The organism is Achromobacter sp. EG18 (genome assembly GCF_059759395.1).
In genome coordinates, this window is record NZ_CM186213.1 from 1178230 (window position 1) to 1194006 (window position 15777).

15 protein-coding genes are annotated in these 15777 nt (G+C 71.0%); 9 read left to right on the forward strand and 6 right to left on the reverse strand.

Translation table 11 applies throughout. The features are described from left to right. Positions 1-3: 3 nt before the first annotated feature. The 6 genes from AC6CR5_RS05620 (at position 4) to AC6CR5_RS05645 (ending at position 6418) form a co-directional block, all read left to right on the forward strand. Positions 4-834 (forward strand): ABC transporter permease, encoded by an 831-nt coding sequence (locus AC6CR5_RS05620; RefSeq protein WP_020927740.1) that lies wholly within the window; start codon positions 4-6, stop codon positions 832-834. After that, positions 831-1655 carry an ABC transporter permease gene (locus AC6CR5_RS05625; protein WP_251200583.1) on the forward strand — a complete coding sequence of 275 codons (825 nt, stop codon included), beginning with the start codon at positions 831-833 and terminating at the stop codon, positions 1653-1655. The genes AC6CR5_RS05620 and AC6CR5_RS05625 overlap by 4 nt, the downstream gene beginning before the upstream one ends. Positions 1656-1673: 18 nt before the next feature. Next, positions 1674-2540: an ABC transporter ATP-binding protein gene (locus tag AC6CR5_RS05630; protein WP_251200584.1), complete on the forward strand. Its 867-nt coding sequence runs from the start codon at positions 1674-1676 to the stop codon at positions 2538-2540. A 58-nt stretch (positions 2541-2598) separates the two neighbouring features. Then, positions 2599-3975, forward strand: coding sequence for an LLM class flavin-dependent oxidoreductase (locus AC6CR5_RS05635; protein ID WP_047990807.1), 1377 nt, complete (start codon positions 2599-2601; stop codon positions 3973-3975). Positions 3976-4160: 185 nt separating this feature from the next. Further along, positions 4161-4874 carry a glutamine amidotransferase gene (locus AC6CR5_RS05640; protein ID WP_045953152.1) on the forward strand — a complete coding sequence of 238 codons (714 nt, stop codon included), beginning with the start codon at positions 4161-4163 and terminating at the stop codon, positions 4872-4874. A gap of 68 nt (positions 4875-4942) precedes the next feature. Beyond that, entirely contained in the window at positions 4943-6418 is a 1476-nt protein-coding gene (locus tag AC6CR5_RS05645; RefSeq protein ID WP_498085321.1) for a hypothetical protein, read from the forward strand. A gap of 57 nt (positions 6419-6475) precedes the next feature. Here the strand turns inward: AC6CR5_RS05645 and copD are convergent, their stop codons facing one another. From copD to AC6CR5_RS05660, 3 genes are all read right to left on the reverse strand, one after another. Further along, the gene (copD, locus tag AC6CR5_RS05650) at positions 6476-7363 is read right to left on the reverse strand and encodes a copper homeostasis membrane protein CopD (protein WP_131728045.1); all 888 of its coding nucleotides are present in this window, start codon (positions 7361-7363) and stop codon (positions 6476-6478) included. 1 nt (position 7364) lies between these two features. Beyond that, positions 7365-7721 carry a copper homeostasis periplasmic binding protein CopC gene (copC, locus tag AC6CR5_RS05655; RefSeq protein ID WP_020927748.1) on the reverse strand — a complete coding sequence of 119 codons (357 nt, stop codon included), beginning with the start codon at positions 7719-7721 and terminating at the stop codon, positions 7365-7367. 166 nt (positions 7722-7887) lie between these two features. Beyond that, positions 7888-8346 (reverse strand): DUF2946 family protein, encoded by a 459-nt coding sequence (locus AC6CR5_RS05660; RefSeq protein WP_498085322.1) that lies wholly within the window; start codon positions 8344-8346, stop codon positions 7888-7890. 109 nt (positions 8347-8455) lie between these two features. On the opposite strand from AC6CR5_RS05660, the gene AC6CR5_RS05665 reads away from it, so the two are divergent. After that, a complete protein-coding gene (locus AC6CR5_RS05665) occupies positions 8456-9157 on the forward strand; it encodes a ProQ/FinO family protein (RefSeq protein ID WP_020927750.1) in 702 nt (233 codons plus the stop codon). Between the two features lie 90 nt (positions 9158-9247). On the opposite strand, the gene AC6CR5_RS05670 is transcribed toward AC6CR5_RS05665, so the two are convergent. The 3 genes from AC6CR5_RS05670 to garD are packed head-to-tail and all read right to left on the reverse strand — an operon-like array spanning position 9248 to position 12932. Beyond that, on the reverse strand, positions 9248-10225 hold the full coding sequence (locus tag AC6CR5_RS05670) for a Bug family tripartite tricarboxylate transporter substrate binding protein (protein WP_054444813.1): 978 nt from the start codon (positions 10223-10225) through the stop codon (positions 9248-9250). A 24-nt stretch (positions 10226-10249) separates the two neighbouring features. Then, a complete protein-coding gene (locus AC6CR5_RS05675; protein ID WP_020927752.1) occupies positions 10250-11299 on the reverse strand; it encodes an SMP-30/gluconolactonase/LRE family protein in 1050 nt (349 codons plus the stop codon). 58 nt (positions 11300-11357) lie between these two features. Further along, positions 11358-12932 (reverse strand): galactarate dehydratase, encoded by a 1575-nt coding sequence (garD, locus tag AC6CR5_RS05680; RefSeq protein ID WP_498085323.1) that lies wholly within the window; start codon positions 12930-12932, stop codon positions 11358-11360. Positions 12933-13182: 250 nt separating this feature from the next. Here garD and kdgD point away from each other — a divergent pair, with 250 nt between their 5' ends. Both kdgD and AC6CR5_RS05690 read left to right on the forward strand, forming a co-directional pair. Continuing rightward, positions 13183-14097 (forward strand): 5-dehydro-4-deoxyglucarate dehydratase, encoded by a 915-nt coding sequence (gene kdgD / locus AC6CR5_RS05685; RefSeq protein WP_047990814.1) that lies wholly within the window; start codon positions 13183-13185, stop codon positions 14095-14097. Positions 14098-14156: 59 nt separating this feature from the next. Further along, positions 14157-15737, forward strand: coding sequence for an aldehyde dehydrogenase (NADP(+)) (locus tag AC6CR5_RS05690; protein ID WP_173011026.1), 1581 nt, complete (start codon positions 14157-14159; stop codon positions 15735-15737). Positions 15738-15777 lie beyond the last annotated feature (40 nt).

Sequence of the window (15777 nt, forward strand, 5' to 3'; positions counted from 1 at the left end):
GCCATGTCCTCGCTTTCCCCTATTGCCCTGCCGCGCCCGGCCCCGGCGCCAGCCTGGGCGCGCCAGGCGGCCTGGACCGCCGCGCCGTGGCTGCTGCCGCTGGCGCTGCTGACGCTGTGGCAGACCGGCGCCAGCCAGGGCTGGATCTCGCCGCAGGTGCTGCCGCCGCCCGCCTTCGTCTGGGACACCCTGCGCGACCTGGCGACCAGCGGCGACCTGTGGCTGAACACCCGCGCCAGCCTGCAACGGGTGCTGGTCGGCTTTGCCCTGGGCAGCCTGCTGGGGCTGCTGCTGGGCACGGCGATGGGCTTGTCTCGCCGGCTCGAGGCCTACGTGCTGCCGACCTTCAACGCGCTGGTGCAGATCCCGGTGCTGGCCTGGCTGCCGTTCGTGCTGCTGATCGTCGGCATCGGCGAACCGCTCAAGTACATCCTGATCGCCAAGGCGGCGCTGGTGCCGGTCACGCTCAATACCTTGCAGGGCTTTCGCCAGGCCAGCCCGGCGCTGCGCGAAGTGGCGCGGGTTTATGGCTATAGCCGGCGCCAGGAGGTGCTGGAGGTGGTCGTGCCGCTGGCGCTGCCGACGCTCTTCACCGGGCTGCGGCTGGGCTTCACCAAGGCCTGGCTGTCGCTGGTGGTGGTGGAGCTGGTGGCGTCCAGCGAAGGCCTGGGCTACCTGATCGTCTATGGCCGGCAGTTGTTCCAGCTGGACCTGGTGATGGCCGCGGTGATCGTGGTGGGCGCCATCGGCTATGCCATCGACCGGCTGCTGGACTGGGCCGAGACGCGCCTGATCCAGGGCCGCCCCACCCTCACCGCGCAGGCACGCCCATGAACGCCGCCACTTCCGCCTCCCGCGATGCCGCCGAGCTGGCGCTGTCGCAACCGCTGGCCGTGCGCGCCGGCGGCCGCTGGCGCGGCCTGGTGCTGCCGCTGGCCGCCATCGCGTTGTGGTGGTTGCTGGCGCGCATCGACCTGGTGAATTCGGCCCTGCTGGTGTCGCCCGAAAAAGTGCTGGCCACCGCCACCGACCAGATCCTGGGCGGCAAGCTGTGGCGCGCGCTCGGCGCCAGCCTGGGCCGCGAGCTGACCGGCTTTGCCATCGGCACGGTCGCGGGCCTGCTGCTGGGCGTGCTGCTGGGCCTGTCGCCCGCCTTCAACCGGCTGGTCGGCCCCAGCTTCAACACCTTCAAGCAGATCTCGCTGTTCGCCTGGATCCCGCTGATCTCGGTGTGGTTCGGGCTGGGCGACACCGCCAAGGTAGTGTTCCTGTCGCTGGCGGCGCTGGTGCCGGTGGTGGTCAACACCTGCGACGGCGTGCGCAACACCCCGCCCAAGCTGCTGGAGGTGGCGCGGGTGTACGGCTACAGCCGCTGGCAGACCTTCGCCCAGGTGGTGCTGCCGGCCGCCGCGCCCGCCATCTTCACCGGCGTCTACCTGGCGCTGATCTACTCCTGGCTGGCCACCATCGGCGCCGAATACCTGCTGGTGGCGGGCGTCGGCATCGGCAACCTGCTGATCGAGGGCAGCGAACATTTCCAGATGGACCTGGTGATCTTCGGCATGTTCGTGGTCGGGGTGATCGGCTGGCTCATGAACGCCCTGGCCCGCGTGGCCGAACGCCGGCTCGCGCGCTTGCGCGGGCAGGACCAATAACCGCAGGAAGACTCAGGCATGACTCAACATACTTCGCTGGACCTGTCGCTACAGGCGGTCGGCAAGCGCTATCCCAGCGCCCAGGCCGAAGGCGGCGTGCTGCAGGTGCTCACGGGCGTGGACCTGGAGATCCCCGCCGGCCAGTTCGTTTCCATCGTCGGCGCCAGCGGCTGCGGCAAGTCCACCCTGCTGCGCCTGATCCTGGGGCTGGACGACACCTATGAGGGCACCATCACCCTGGGCGGCGAACCGGTGCGCGGCACCGGCCCGGAGCGCGGCATCGTGTTCCAGGACCACCGCCTGTTCCCGTGGCTGACGGTGGCGCAGAACATCGCCGTGGGGCTGCGCAACGCCGCCATCTCCACCAGCGAAAAGCGCGACCGCGTGGCCGAGCACGTTGCCCTGGTGGGACTGGAGGGGTTCGAGCAGTCGTACCCGCACCAGATCTCCGGCGGCATGGCGCAGCGCGTGGCGATCGCCCGCGGCCTGGTCAACCGGCCGCGCGTGCTGCTGCTGGACGAACCCTTTGGCGCGCTCGACGCGCTGACCCGCGCCCGGCTGCAGACCGAGTTGCAGCGCATCTGGCAGAAAGAGCGCATCACCATGATCCTGGTGACGCACGACGTCGAGGAAGCGGTCTACCTGGGAGACCGGGTGGTCATCATGCAGCCGCGCCCGGGGCGCATCCGCCGCGTCGTCGACGTGCCGCTGCCGCATGCCCGCAACCGCAGCGACCCGCGCTTCATCCGCCTGCGCGACGACGTGCTGTCCGACTTCCTGGAGCCGGACGGCGCGCCGGCCGACGACAGCCCGCCGCTGGGCGCCGACGCGGCCGCCGGCGTGCCCGCGCTGCCGTCGCTGGCCTCGCTGCGCATGGCCTGGTGAGATCCCCGTTCCGCTTCCCGGCTACGTTGCCGTCCACCCCATTGCTGGAGTCATCCCCATGACCCGTTCCACGCGCCAGATCAAGCTCGGCGCCTTCCTGATGCAGACCGGCCATCACATCGCCGCCTGGCGCCATCCCGACGCCCAGGCCGACGCGCCGGTCAATTTCCGCCATTACGCCGAGCTGGCGCGGCGCGCCGAGGCCGCCAAGTTCGACGCCATCTTCCTGGCCGACTCGGTCGGCGTGCGCAACACCGACCTGGCGTCGCTGTCGCGCACCGCGCGCAGCGACCACTTCGAGCCGCTGACGCTGCTGTCGGCGCTGGCCGCCGTGACCGAGAAAATCGGCCTGATCGCCACGGTTTCGACTACCTACAACGAGCCGTACCACGTGGCGCGCAAGTTCGCCTCGCTCGATCACATCAGCGGCGGCCGCTCGGGCTGGAACCTGGTCACTTCCAGCGGCCAGGGCGAGGCGCAGAACTTCAACCTGGACGAGCACGTCGAGCACGCCCGCCGCTATGCCCGCGCCGCCGAGTTCCACGACGTGGTGCTGGGCCTGTGGGACAGCTGGGAGGACGACGCCTTCCTGCGCGACAAGCACAGCGGCCAGTATTTCGACCCGGCCAAGCTGCATCCGCTGCACCATCGCGGCGAGCATTTCTCGGTGCGCGGGCCGTTGAACGTGTCGCGTTCGCCGCAGGGCCGCCCGGTGGTGGTGCAGGCTGGCGCCTCGCCAGCCGGGCGCGACCTGGCAGCGCGCACCGCCGAGGTCATCTTCGTGGCGCACCAGACCTTCGACGAGGCCCGGGCCTTCTACCGCGACATCAAGGGCCGCGCCGTCGAATACGGCCGCGATCCCGACGACATCAAGATCATGCCCGGCATCTTCCCCGTGATCGGCCGCAGCCAGGCCGAAGCCGAGGACAAGTTCGCGCGCCTGCAGGACCTGATCCATCCGGTCGTCGGGGTGCAGTTGCTGTCCAACATGATCGGCGGCTTCGACCTGTCGGGCTACCCGGTAGACGGCCCCCTGCCCGACATTCCGGAGACCAACGGCGGCAAGAGCCGCCAGCAATTGCTGATCGACCTGGCGCGGCGCGACAACCTGACGATCCGCCAGCTCTACCTGCGCATCGCCGGGGCGCGCGGCCACCAGCAGGTGGTCGGCACGCCGCAAAGCGTGGCCGATCAGTTGCAGCAATGGTTCGAGGAAGACGGCGCGGACGGCTTCAACATCATGTCGCCGTGGCTGCCCGGCGGGCTGGACGACTTCATCGAGCTGGCGCTGCCGGAACTGCGCCGCCGCGGTCTGTTCCGCACCGAATACAGCGGCGCCACGCTGCGCCAGCATCTGGGCCTGGCGCGGCCGTCGCATCGCGCCGTGGCGGCGGCGTCCGCATCCCGCCGCGAGCGCGAGGCGGCCACGCTGTGAGACGACGGGCCGGCCATGCGGGACAGGGCCACGGCCGCGTCCATGGCCCGGCGTCGGGCAGCCGGCCCCGGGCCGATATCATTCCCGCTCATAGCAGATAGCCGGCCCGGGCTATTGATGAATGGGCGCGGCGGCCTCATCATTGCGCGGGGCCCCACTCGGGCGCCGCCGATTCCGCCACCGCCATGCCTCACCGACCGCTAGCCATCCTGCAAATGGGCCGACCGCCCGAAGACCTGCGCGCCATCCATGGCGAACAGGCCGACTGGATCACGGCGGCCCTGGCGGGCGTCGGCACGCCGCTGGCGGTCATCCATCCGGCCGCCGGCGAGGACCTGCCCGATCCGGCCACGCTGCGCGGCGCGGTGCTGACGGGCTCGTGGGCCATGGTCACCGACCGCGAGCCCTGGAGCGAGCGCACCGCGCAATGGCTGCGCGATGCCATGGCGGCGCAGTTGCCGCTGCTGGGCATCTGTTACGGCCACCAGCTCATGGCTCACGCTTTCGGCGGCGAGGTCGATTACCACCCGCGCGGCCGCGAGATCGGGCTGCACGCCGTTGCGCGCCTGCCCGCCGCCGCGGCCGATCCCCTGCTGGCGGGATTGCCCGAGCGCTTTCCCGCCCATCTCACGCACGAGCAGAGCGTGCTGCGGCCGCCGGCCGGCGCCACCGTGCTCGCCGGCACCGCCCACGATCCGCACCAGATCCTGCGCTACGGCCCGCGCGCGCTGTCGGTGCAGTTCCATCCGGAATTCACCGCCGGGCTGATGGACGCGTGCCTGGCGCGGCGCCAGGACTTCCTGGCGGCCGAAGGCCATGACGTGACCGCGCTGCGCGCCGCCCTGGCGCCCACGCCGCACGCGCTGGGCATCCTGCGCGCTTTCGCGGCGGCCTGCTGAGCCGTGGCGCGCAACGCAACCGGCTCGCACCGCGCCCGCCGCGCATCCGACCAGGCGGGCCTCGCGCCATGATGTACCTGCTGTGGTCCCTGCCTGCGCTGGTGGTCATTGGCGCCATCGCCAGCGGCCGCCTCAACACCACCCTGGCCGCCGTGCTGGGGCTGCTGGCGGCCATTGCGGTGGCGCTGTTCGCGGCCCCCGGCGCCTTCGGCGCGGGCGCGCTGGGCCAGGCCCTGTCGCGCGGCCTCTGGATCGGCGGGGTCATCACGCCCTACATCCTGGGCGGCCTGCTGTTCTGGCAGATGGCGGCGCGGGACGCCACGCCCGCTGGCGCCGCATCCGGCACCGACGCGGCCGGCGTGCCGGCCGATCCCCTGGCCCGCCGCCGCCTGCTGTTCTTTGCCTGTTTTCTGGTGGGGCCGTTCGCCGAATCGGCCACCGGCTTCGGCGTCGGCATGCTGGGCACCGTGCTACTGATCCGTCCGCTCGGTTTCAAGCCGCGCGAACTGATGGTCTTCGCGCTGCTGAGCCAGACCCTGATTCCCTGGGGCGCGATGGGCAGCGGCACGTTGCTGGCCTCCGCCTATGCGCGCGTGCCGCCGGCCCAGCTGGCCCTGTACGGCATGGTGCCCGTGGCCCTGTTGATGGGCGTGTGGCTGGCGCTGTTCTGGACCACGGCGCGGCGCGCCGGCCTGCCGGCGACGATGGCCGAACGCGGGCGCGAGACGGCCTGGATGCTGGCCAGCCTGGCCCTGCTGACGGCCGCCACCGCGCTGCTGGGCCCTGAGACCGCCTTGCTGGCCGCCTATGGCCCCCTGATCGTGCTGCGCTTCGCGCTGGACCGGCGGCCCGGCCGCGCGCAATTGCGGGCCGCCGCCCGCGGCGCGCTGCCGTATATCGTGCTGATCGCCTGCCTGGTCGCCACGCGCCTGGTGCCGGCGCTGAACCAGGGCCTGGCCTCGCTGGCGCGTTTCAGTCCCTACGCCGACCTGCCCGCCTGGACGCCGTTCCTGCATGCCGGCAGTTGGCTGATCGGCGGCGCGCTGCTGATGGCGGCCATGCGCCGCCGGCCGGGCCTGCTGGCCGCCAACGCGCGCCATGCCTGGCGCACCGGCAGGCATGCGGTGCTTTCGGTATTCCTGTTCGCGATGATGGCCGAAGTGCTGGCGGGCGCCGGCATTTCGCAGGCCTACGCCGACGGCCTGTTCCGCGCCCTCGGCGACTGGACCCTGCTGATCACGCCGCTCATGGCCGGCGCGTTCGGCATCCTGGCCAACAGCGGCAACGCGCCCAACAGCCTCTTCATGCCATCGCAGCTGTCGCTGGCGCTGCACGCCGGCCTGAGCCTGCCCGCGGCGGCGGCGCTGCTGCACGTGTCCGGCACGTCGATGGGGTTCTTCTCGCCGGTGCGCATGTCCATCGCCGCCGGCCTGGCGCGCGGCCATGGCCAGGAGCGGCCCGTGTACGTGCAGCTGCTGCCGTTCGCGCTGGCCGCCTTCGGCCTGCTGCTGGCGCTGGCGCTGTTGCTGGTGCTGGCGGGATGACGGCGGCCAGCGCGAACGGCCTTCAAGACGCCCTTAAGACGCCTTTCACGACACCCTCTACGACGGCGACATCAACCCCAACCCGCCCACGATGACCAGCACCGCGGCGCCCAGCAGCATTTCCCGGATCGTATTGCGCCGGATGGCATGCAGGGCCAGGGCCGGCTCGGCCCGGATGCGCGCGATCCAGCGATAGCGATTGGCCAGCGCCAGCCCGGTCATCGCCAGCGCCAGCGCGATCTTGAGCAACAGCACGCGCACGTAGTCCCACCCCGCATCCGGCAATGCCGGCCCCAGGATCAGCGCCGCATTGGCCACGCCGCTGAACAGCAAGGCCGCCACGGCGACATGCCCCCAGGCGGAAAAGCGCAGCAGCGCGCGGGCGGCCTCGGCGCGATCCCGCGGACGTTGCCAGGCCGCCAGCCACGACAGGAACACCGGCAGCGATCCCAGCCAGAACGCGGCCGCCAACAGGTGCAGATAGTCGCTGGCCGTGTGCGCCAGGCCCCAGCCGCCTTCGTGCATCGCGGCGTGGCCGCTGAATGCCAGCGGCGCCAATGCCACGGCCGCCGGCCCCGCCAGCCACGATGGCCGGCCCGGCCGCAGCCCCAGCGCGATGCCCAGCACGGCGGCCGCGCACAGGGCGCGCACCACCCAGGCCTGGCCGTAGCCGGTCTGCAGGGTGACCGTGTCCAGCATCTCGCCGTCCAGCATCGCCCGCCAGTCGCCGGCGATGCTGGCGGCCTGCAACGGCAACAGGCACAGGGTGGCCACCAGTCCCGCCGCGCCGATGCGCAGCAGGGCCGGCCGCAGCGCGGTCTCGGCGGCCACCCCCAGGCGCGGCGAGCCGCCCAGCGCCAGCATCGCGCTGGCGCCGAACAGCACCGCCGCCGCGCCGGCGCTGACGGCCCGGCACAGCGCGAACACGACCCACAACGTGTCCATTTCAGGGCTTGACCGTGAACGTCCAGGCCCCGTTGGTCTTGTGGCCGTCCTTGGACAAGGCCTGCCATTTCACGGTGTAGGCGCCCGCCGGCAAGGGCGTGGCCACGGGCAACACCAGCGTCTTGTCATCACCCGGCGCCGGCGCGGCCTTGGCCGCGACGGCCTGCTTGCCAGCCGTGTCCAGCACGGTCAGCGACGAAAAGGCGGGCTCCAACCCTTCGGAGAAAGTGGCCGTCACCGAAGACGGCGCGGCCACCTCGGCCTTGTCGGCCGGCGTGGCGCGTTGCAGGTGGGCGTGGGCCCAGGCCCATTGCGGGGCGAGCACGAGCGCGGCGGCGATGAATGCGGGTTTGAACATGATCGGACTCCAAAGTGACGGCGGCGCGCGGCCGCGCGAAAAGAATGGCGCGGGCGCCGAAAGCGGATCGGACGCGCGCGAAAAGAACGGTTTGGGTATCGACGACCGGTGCGCGCCCGCGTCGCCCGCCACAGGAATGGGCGTGCGCGGGGACCGGCGCAAAGGATCAGGCCGCGCGCGGCGGCGCGCGCGATTGCTGCGGCAGCCAGGCCGTGGCGCCACGCGGGCACGGCCCGGCTTGCGCGGCGCGCGGCAGGGCCGGCGGCTCCAGTGGCAGGCGCCAGACCAGCCCCGCGAACGCGGGCGGGCCGGCGCCGGCAAGCATGGCGCAACTGGCGGCGCAGCAGTGCGGCAAGGTGCCGCCGGCGGCGTGGGGGGAGACGTGGCCAGCGGCCTGGGCCGGCGTGGCCGCTGCGGCGTCCACGTCGTCCAGCGCCACCACCCGTGGGCCGGTGGCGGTGCAGAGGATGACAGACGAGGCCCCCTGCCCGGCTGCCGCCGGCAGGGCCGCGCCGAGCGCCGTGGCGGCCACCAGCGACTGGAAAACCAGCAGCCCCGCCGCCAGCCACGCCAGCGCGCGGCGGGCGGCGGCAGACCTGCGCGTAAACGTAACCGGCGTGTGCATCCCCATGGTGCCGACGAGCTTACGACGGCCGCCGGACGCCCGCAACTTCAATCCCACACGCCACAACTGTTATGCTCCACGGTTTCAACATTTGAATTCGCAGCACACCATGGGTCTAGAACAGCTCGCCGCAATCCGAGAACTGCTGTTGAAGCAGGCTCCCGAAGAGGCGGCTTCCAAGAAGAAACCCGCCCGTCCGGCCGCCAACGAAGCGGGGTCGCGCAAGCCCTCCGCGCGTCCGTCCGGCGATGCGGCTGCCGCCCGGAAAAAGCCCGCGCGCGCGCCGGCCGGCGAACGACGCGAGGCGCCGGCGGTCGATCCGGTGCTGATCGCCATTTCGCGACTGCAGCGGCAATTTCCCAAGGCCTTTCCGAAGAAGCCGGCGCCCAAGGTGCCGCTCAAGCTGGGGGTGCTGGAGGACCTGGTGCAACACGCCAAGACCCTGCAGCTCAGCGCCGACGAGATCAAGCAGGCCGTCAAGACCTGGTGTGACGGCCGCCGCTACTGGGATTGCATGGTCGAATCCGCCGCGCGCGTCGACCTGAACGGCGAACCCAACGGCGCCGTGACCGCCAACGAAGCGCAGCACGCCAAGCGCATGGCCTCGCGCCGTCACGCCAAGGCGGGCGGTGGCCGTGGCGGCAAGGGCAATGCCGCCAAGGGCAAGCCGGCCGCCGAAGGCGCCAAGCCGGCGCAGGCCGAGGCTGCCGCGCCCGCCGATGCGGTCGTGGACACGCCGGTGGACACCTCGGTCGATACGTCGGTGGACACGCCGGCCCAGGCGCCGTCGGACCCCCAGAGCGCCGACTGAAACTTCCCATCAGGAAAAAAACGGACCGTGCGGCGCCAGGCGCCGCACGGTCCGCGGTCTTTTGGGGGCCAGCCGCGCCGGCCGCCCGGATCAATCCAGCCGGATGTCGGCGCTCTGCACCACCTTGGCCCAGCGCGCCCGTTCGCTGTTGAAGAACTGCGCCAGTTGCGCCGGATCGCGCACCACGATCTCGGCGCCCTGCTCGTTCAGCTGTGACTTCACGTCGGGCTGATTGACGATCTGGCCCATCAGCGTCGCCAGCAGGTTGGCCGTCTTGTCGGTCGTGGCGGCGGGGGCCATCACGCCCTGCCAGGTTCCGGATTCGAAGCCGGCCACGCCTTGCTCGGAGATGGTCGGAATGTCGGCCACCAGCTGCATGCGTTCCTTCTTGGAGATCGCGATCGCGCGCAGCTTGCCGCCCTTGATGTGCGGCAGCGTCGCCAGCAGCCCGTTCATGATGACCTGGGTCTGGCCGCCTATGGTGTCGGTGACCGCCTGCGAACCGCCCTTGTAGGGCACGTACTCCCATTGCGCGCCGGTGGCCTGCTGCACCGCCACGGCCGCCAGGTGCGGCGCGCTGCCGATCGCGGTGACGGCGAAATTCAGGCGCTGTTTCTTCGACAGCGCCACCAGCTCCGGCACGGTCTTTGCCGGCACGTCGGGATGCACCGCCAGCACATGCGGCGAATACGCCAGCATGCCGACCGCGCGCAGGTCCTTGGACGGATCGAACGACAGCTTGGTGTAGACCGACGGGCTGATCGCCAGCGCGCCTACGTCGCACAACAGCACCGTATGGCCTTCCTGCGCCGATTGCACCACGATGCCCGCGCCCAGGTTGCCGTTGGCGCCCGGCTTGTTCTCGACCACCACCGTCTGCTTGAGCGCCTCGGCCAGGCGCGGCGCAATCACGCGCGCGATGATGTCCGAGGAGCCGCCCGGCGGGTATGGCACCACGATGCGCACGGGCCGGGTCGGCCATGCGTCGGCCTGGGCCCAGGCCGGCGCCCAGTGCGACGCGCCCAGCGCCGCCGCGCCCAGCAATAACTGCCTTCGGTTCGAATCCATGTTGTCTCCGTTGTGGTATTTGTGTCAGATGGCCCCCCGCGTCTCGACGTAGAGCGCGTAGAGCGAATGGCTGCTCGCCATGAACAGCCGGTTGCGCTTGGCGCCGCCGAAGCACAGGTTGGCGCAGCGCTCGGGCAGGCGGATGTGGCCGATCGGCTTGCCGCCCGGATTGAAGACCATCACGCCATCGAGTTCCTCCGGCTTGGCGTCGGCGGCGCCATTGCTGCCCCAGCCGCACCACAGGTTGCCGTGCTCGTCGCACTTGATGCCGTCGATGGCGCCGGGACCTTGCGCGTCGATGAACTTGCGCTTGCCCGACAGCTTGCCGTCCGCGCCGACGTCATACGCCCACACCACGCGCGCCGGCTGGTGGCGCGATTCGACGATGTAGAGCACGCGCTCGTCCGGCGAAAAGCACAGGCCGTTGGGCCCGGCCAGGTCGTCCAGCGCCAGCTCGACGCGGCCGCTGTCCGCGTCGATGCGATACACCGAATGCGGCAGTTCGGGCTCGGCCTTGTCGCCCTCCCAGTGGCCGCCGATGCCGAAGGGCGGATCGGTGAACCAGATGGCGCCATTGCGCTGGCACACGATGTCGTTGGGCGAATTGAAGCGCTTGCCCGCGTAGCGGTCCGCCAGCACCGTGATGCCGCCGTCGTACTCGGTGCGCGTGACGCGGCGCGTCAGGTGTTCGCAGGCCAGCAGGCGCCCCTGGCGATCGCGCGCCAGCCCGTTGCTGAAATTGGCGGGCTGGCGGAACACGCTGGTGGCGCCGGTGGTCTCGTCCCAGCGGATGATGCGGTCATTGGGGATGTCCGAACACAGCAGATAGCGCCCGTCCCCCACCCACACCGGTCCCTCCAGCCAGCGAAAGCCGGTGGCCAGTTGCTCCACGCTGCTGCTGTAGATGCGGTACTTCGAGAACTCCGGGTCCAGGATGCGCACTGACGGGTCGGGGTAGCGTTGCTGCGGCGTGAAGGCGAAAGATTGCGCCTGCGCCAGGCCGGCGGGCGCCAGCGCCAGGGCGGCGCCCAGCAGCCGGCGCCGGCCGGCCTGAATCAGGGGGCTGTGGTCCATCGATGGTCTCCTCTTGGTATGTTCGGCGATGGCCTTGCGTTGAAAGCGGCGACGGCAATCAGGTCACGGGACCGGGATTGAACAGCGCCAATGCGTTGTGCAGCTTGAGTTTTTCCGCGCAGCTCTGGCGCCGTCCGCTGGCCACGTCGAGCATCAGCCGGAACAGTTCCCAGCCCACCTCTTCGATGCTGGCCTGGCCGGTGGCGATGCGGCCGGCGTCCACGTCCATCAGGTCGTGCCAGCGCCGCGCCAGGTCGCTGCGGGTGGCGACCTTGATCACCGGCACCTGCGCCAGCCCGTAGGGCGTGCCGCGGCCGGTGGTGAAGATGTGCAGGTTCATGCCGGCCGCCAGTTGCAGCGTGCCGCAGATGAAGTCGCTAGCCGGGGTCGCCGCGAAGATCAGCCCCTTGCGGGTCAGCCGCTCGCCCGGCGCCAGCACGCCGTCGATGTTGCAGGTGCCGGACTTGACGATCGAGCCCATGGCCTTTTCGACGATGTTGGACAGGCCGCCCTTCTTGTTGCCGGGGCTGGTGTTGGCGCTGCGGTCGGCGCCGCCGCGCCGCAGGTAATCGTCGTACCAGGCCATCTCGCGCACCAGCGCCTCGGCCACTTCGGGGGTGGCGGCGCGCGCGGTCAACTGGTCGATGCCATCGCGCACTTCGGTGTTTTCCGAGAACATGACGGTGCCTCCGGCACGCACCAGCAGGTCCGCCGCAAAGCCCACCGCGGGATTGGCCGTGACGCCCGAGAAAGCGTCGCTGCCGCCGCACTGCACGCCCACCACCAGATCGGATACGGGACAGGTCTCGCGGCGGCGGCGGTCCAACTTTTCCAGATGGCGCTCGGCGGTGCGCATGATGTTGGCGATCATGGACTCGAAGCCGACGTGTTCGTCGTCCTGCAGCACGATGGTGTCGACGCCTTCGCCGCCAGCCATCCCCCGCCCGGCGCGGATCGGGATCGCGCCCGGCGCCAACAGGCGCTCGGGCTGCAGCTTCTCGCAGCCCAGGCTGACCACCATGGCGGTGCCGCCGAAATTGGGATTGCGGGCAATGTTGTGCAGTGTGCGCACCGGCACCGCCGCGCCCGGCGCGTCGATGGCGACGCCGCAGCCGTAGGTGTGCTCGATGCCCACCACCCCGTCGACATTGGGATAGCGCGGCAGCAGCTCGCGGCGGATGCGCTCGACCGCGTGTTCCACCACGCCCTGCACGCATTGCACGGTGGTGCTGATGGCCAGGATGTTGCGCGTGCCCACCGTGCCGTCGGCGTTGCGGTAGCCCTCGAAGGTGTAGCCCTCGAGCGGCGGCGGCGGCGCGATCCTGCGCGTGCCCACCGGCAGGTCGTCGAGCGCGCGGGCCGCGGGCATGGTGGTCACCCGTTCGTTGACCCAGCTGCCGCGCGGCAGATGCCGGGCCGCGTAGCCGACCACGACGCCATAGCGGCGCACCGGCTCGCCAGGCGCCAGGTCGCGCAGCGCCACCTTGTGGCCCTGCGGCACGGCTTCGGCCAGGACCAGGCCGTCCGGCAGCGCCGTGCCCGCCGGCAGCCCGCCGTCGTTGGCGACGATGGCGACGTTGTCCTGTGGGTGAATCTTGATCAGCACGGGCGCTGGGGCGGGCGCGAACGACATGGAGCATCCTCGAAAACGATGCCGCGGGCTGCGGCATCCCATACGTTATCGTACAACTAGAGAGATTATCCATGGACTGAGGACGGCACGCATTGCGGATTTCCCCAGGTATCCGCCACCACTGCCCTCAGCGATTCCGCCTGATCTTGCTTGAGCCGGAGAAAATCATGTTGTACGATGACGTACCTATTCAACACATGACAGCCCGGCAGCCCCTCTGCCGCGCGTCCGCCACCAACGGATACCGCCCATGACCACGCCGCAGGAACTCAAGGCCATCGTTTCGGAAGGCCTGCTCTCCTTCCCCGTGACCGACTTCGACGCGCAAGGCAATTTCAACGCCCGCTCTTATGCCGAGCGCCTGGAATGGCTTGCGCCCTACGGCGCCACCGCCCTGTTCGCCGCCGGCGGCACCGGCGAATTCTTCTCGCTGGCGCCGGACGAATACTCGGATGTCATCCGCACCGCCGTGGACACCTGCGCCGGCAAGGTGCCGATCCTGGCCGGCGCAGGCGGCCCCACCCGCGTCGCCATCGCCTATGCCCGCGAGGCCGAGCGCCTCGGCGCCAAGGGCGTGCTGCTGCTGCCACACTACCTGACAGAGGCCTCGCAACAGGGCATCGCCAACCACGTCGAGCAGGTCTGCAAGGCCGTCAAGATCGGCGTCATCGTCTACAACCGCGCCCAATCGCGCCTGTCGGCCGACAGCCTGGCCCAACTGGCCGAGCGCTGCCCCAACCTGGTCGGCTTCAAGGACGGCGTTGGCGATATCGAGGCCATGGTGCGCATCCGCCGCAAGCTCGGCGACCGCTTCTCGTACCTGGGCGGCCTGCCCACCGCCGAGGTCTACGCCGCGGCCTACAAGGCGCTGGGCGTGCCGGTCTACTCGTCGGCCGTCTTCAACTTCGTGCCCAGGACCGCGATGCAGTTCTACCGCGCCGTCGCCGCGCACGACCACGACACAACCAATCGCCTGCTGGACGAGTTCTTCCTGCCGTATCTCGAGATCCGCAACCGCTGCGCCGGCTATGCGGTCAGCATCGTCAAGGCCGGCGCCCGGCTGGTTGGCCACGATGCCGGCCCGGTGCGCGCGCCGCTGACCGACCTGCATCCCGACGAAATGACCATGCTCGACGCGCTGATCCGCAAGCTGGGCCCCCAATAGACCAGGCGCGGCGCCGCCTGCCCGCCCCCGCTGGGGGCGTTTTCATTCGGAGACACTGCATGACTTTGACCGGCAACATGTTGATCGGCGCCCAGGCCGTAAAAGGCGCGGGCGCGCCGCTGCACGCCATCGACCCGGCCCGCGGCGAACCGCTGCAACCGGCGTTCCACGCAGGCGACGCCGAGGACGTGGCGCGCGCCGCCGAACTGGCCGCCGCCGCGTTCGACCCCTACCGCGCCGCGCCGCTCGAAACCCGCGCGCAATTCCTGGAGAGCATCGCCGAAGGCATCCTGGCGCTGGGCGACGCGCTGATCGAGCGCACCCATCTCGAAACCGGCCTGCCGCTGGCCCGCCTGCAAGGCGAGCGCGGCCGCACCGTGGGCCAATTGCGCCTGTTCGCGCGGGTGGTGCGCGACGGCTACTTCCTGGACGCCACCATCGACCCCGCCCAGCCCGAGCGCCAGCCGCTGCCGCGCGCCGACCTGCGCCTGGCCCAGGTGCCGCTGGGGCCGGTGGCCGTATTCGGCGCCAGCAACTTCCCGCTGGCGTTCTCGGTGGCGGGTGGCGATACCGCCTCGGCGCTGGCGGCGGGCTGCCCGGTCATCGTCAAGGCCCACAACGCCCACCCCGGCACCGCCGAAATGGTGGGCCGCGTGATCCAGCAGGCGGTGGCCAGGCACGGCCTGCCCGAAGGCGTGTTCTCGCTGCTGTTCGGCGCCGGCAACGAGATCGGCACGGCGCTGGCGACCCACCCCGCCATCACCGCGATCGGCTTCACCGGTTCGCGCCGGGGCGGCCTGGCGCTGGTGGCCGCCGCCAACGCGCGGCCGGTGCCGATCCCGGTGTATGCCGAGATGTCCAGCATCAATCCGGTGTTCCTGCTGCCCGCCGCCCTGGAGGCGCGCGCCGAGACCATCGCCAAGGGCTTCGTCGAATCGCTGGTGCTGGGCGTGGGCCAGTTCTGCACCAATCCCGGCCTGGTGGTCGGCATCGAAGGCCCGGCGCTGGAACGCTTCCGCCAGGCCGCCGGCCAGGCGGTGCAGGCCAAGGGCGCCGCCACCATGCTGACCCCCGGCATCTTCGCCGCCTATTCGCAGGGCGAGCAGGCGCTGGCCGGCCACGCCAGCGTCGCCACGCTGGGACGCGGCGAAGCCTCGCGGCCGGCCGCCAATGCCGCCGGCCCCGCCGTGTTCGGCACCGATGCCGCGCGCTTTCTGGCCTCGCCCGAACTGGAGGCCGAAGTCTTCGGCCCGGCCTCGCTGGTGGTGGCGTGCCGCGACGCCGCGCAGATGCGCCAGGTGGCCGAACACCTGGAAGGCCAGTTGACCGCGACCCTGTTCGTGGACGAGGCCGACATCGAAGCCGCGCGCGCCCTGCTGCCGGTGCTGGAACGCAAGGCCGGCCGGATCCTGGCCAACGGCTATCCCACCGGCGTCGAGGTGAGCCACGCGATGGTGCACGGCGGCCCCTTCCCGGCCACCTCGCGCCCCGCCTCGACCTCGGTCGGCGCCACCGCCATCCGCCGCTTCCTGCGTCCGGTCTGCTACCAGGACCTGCCGGACGCGCTGCTGCCCGATGGTCTCAAGCGCGGCAATCCGCTAGGGCTGCCGCGCATGACCGACGGCGTGCTCGGCGCCTGACGCCACACCCGCCCGGCCGGACATTGCCACGCCGTCCGGC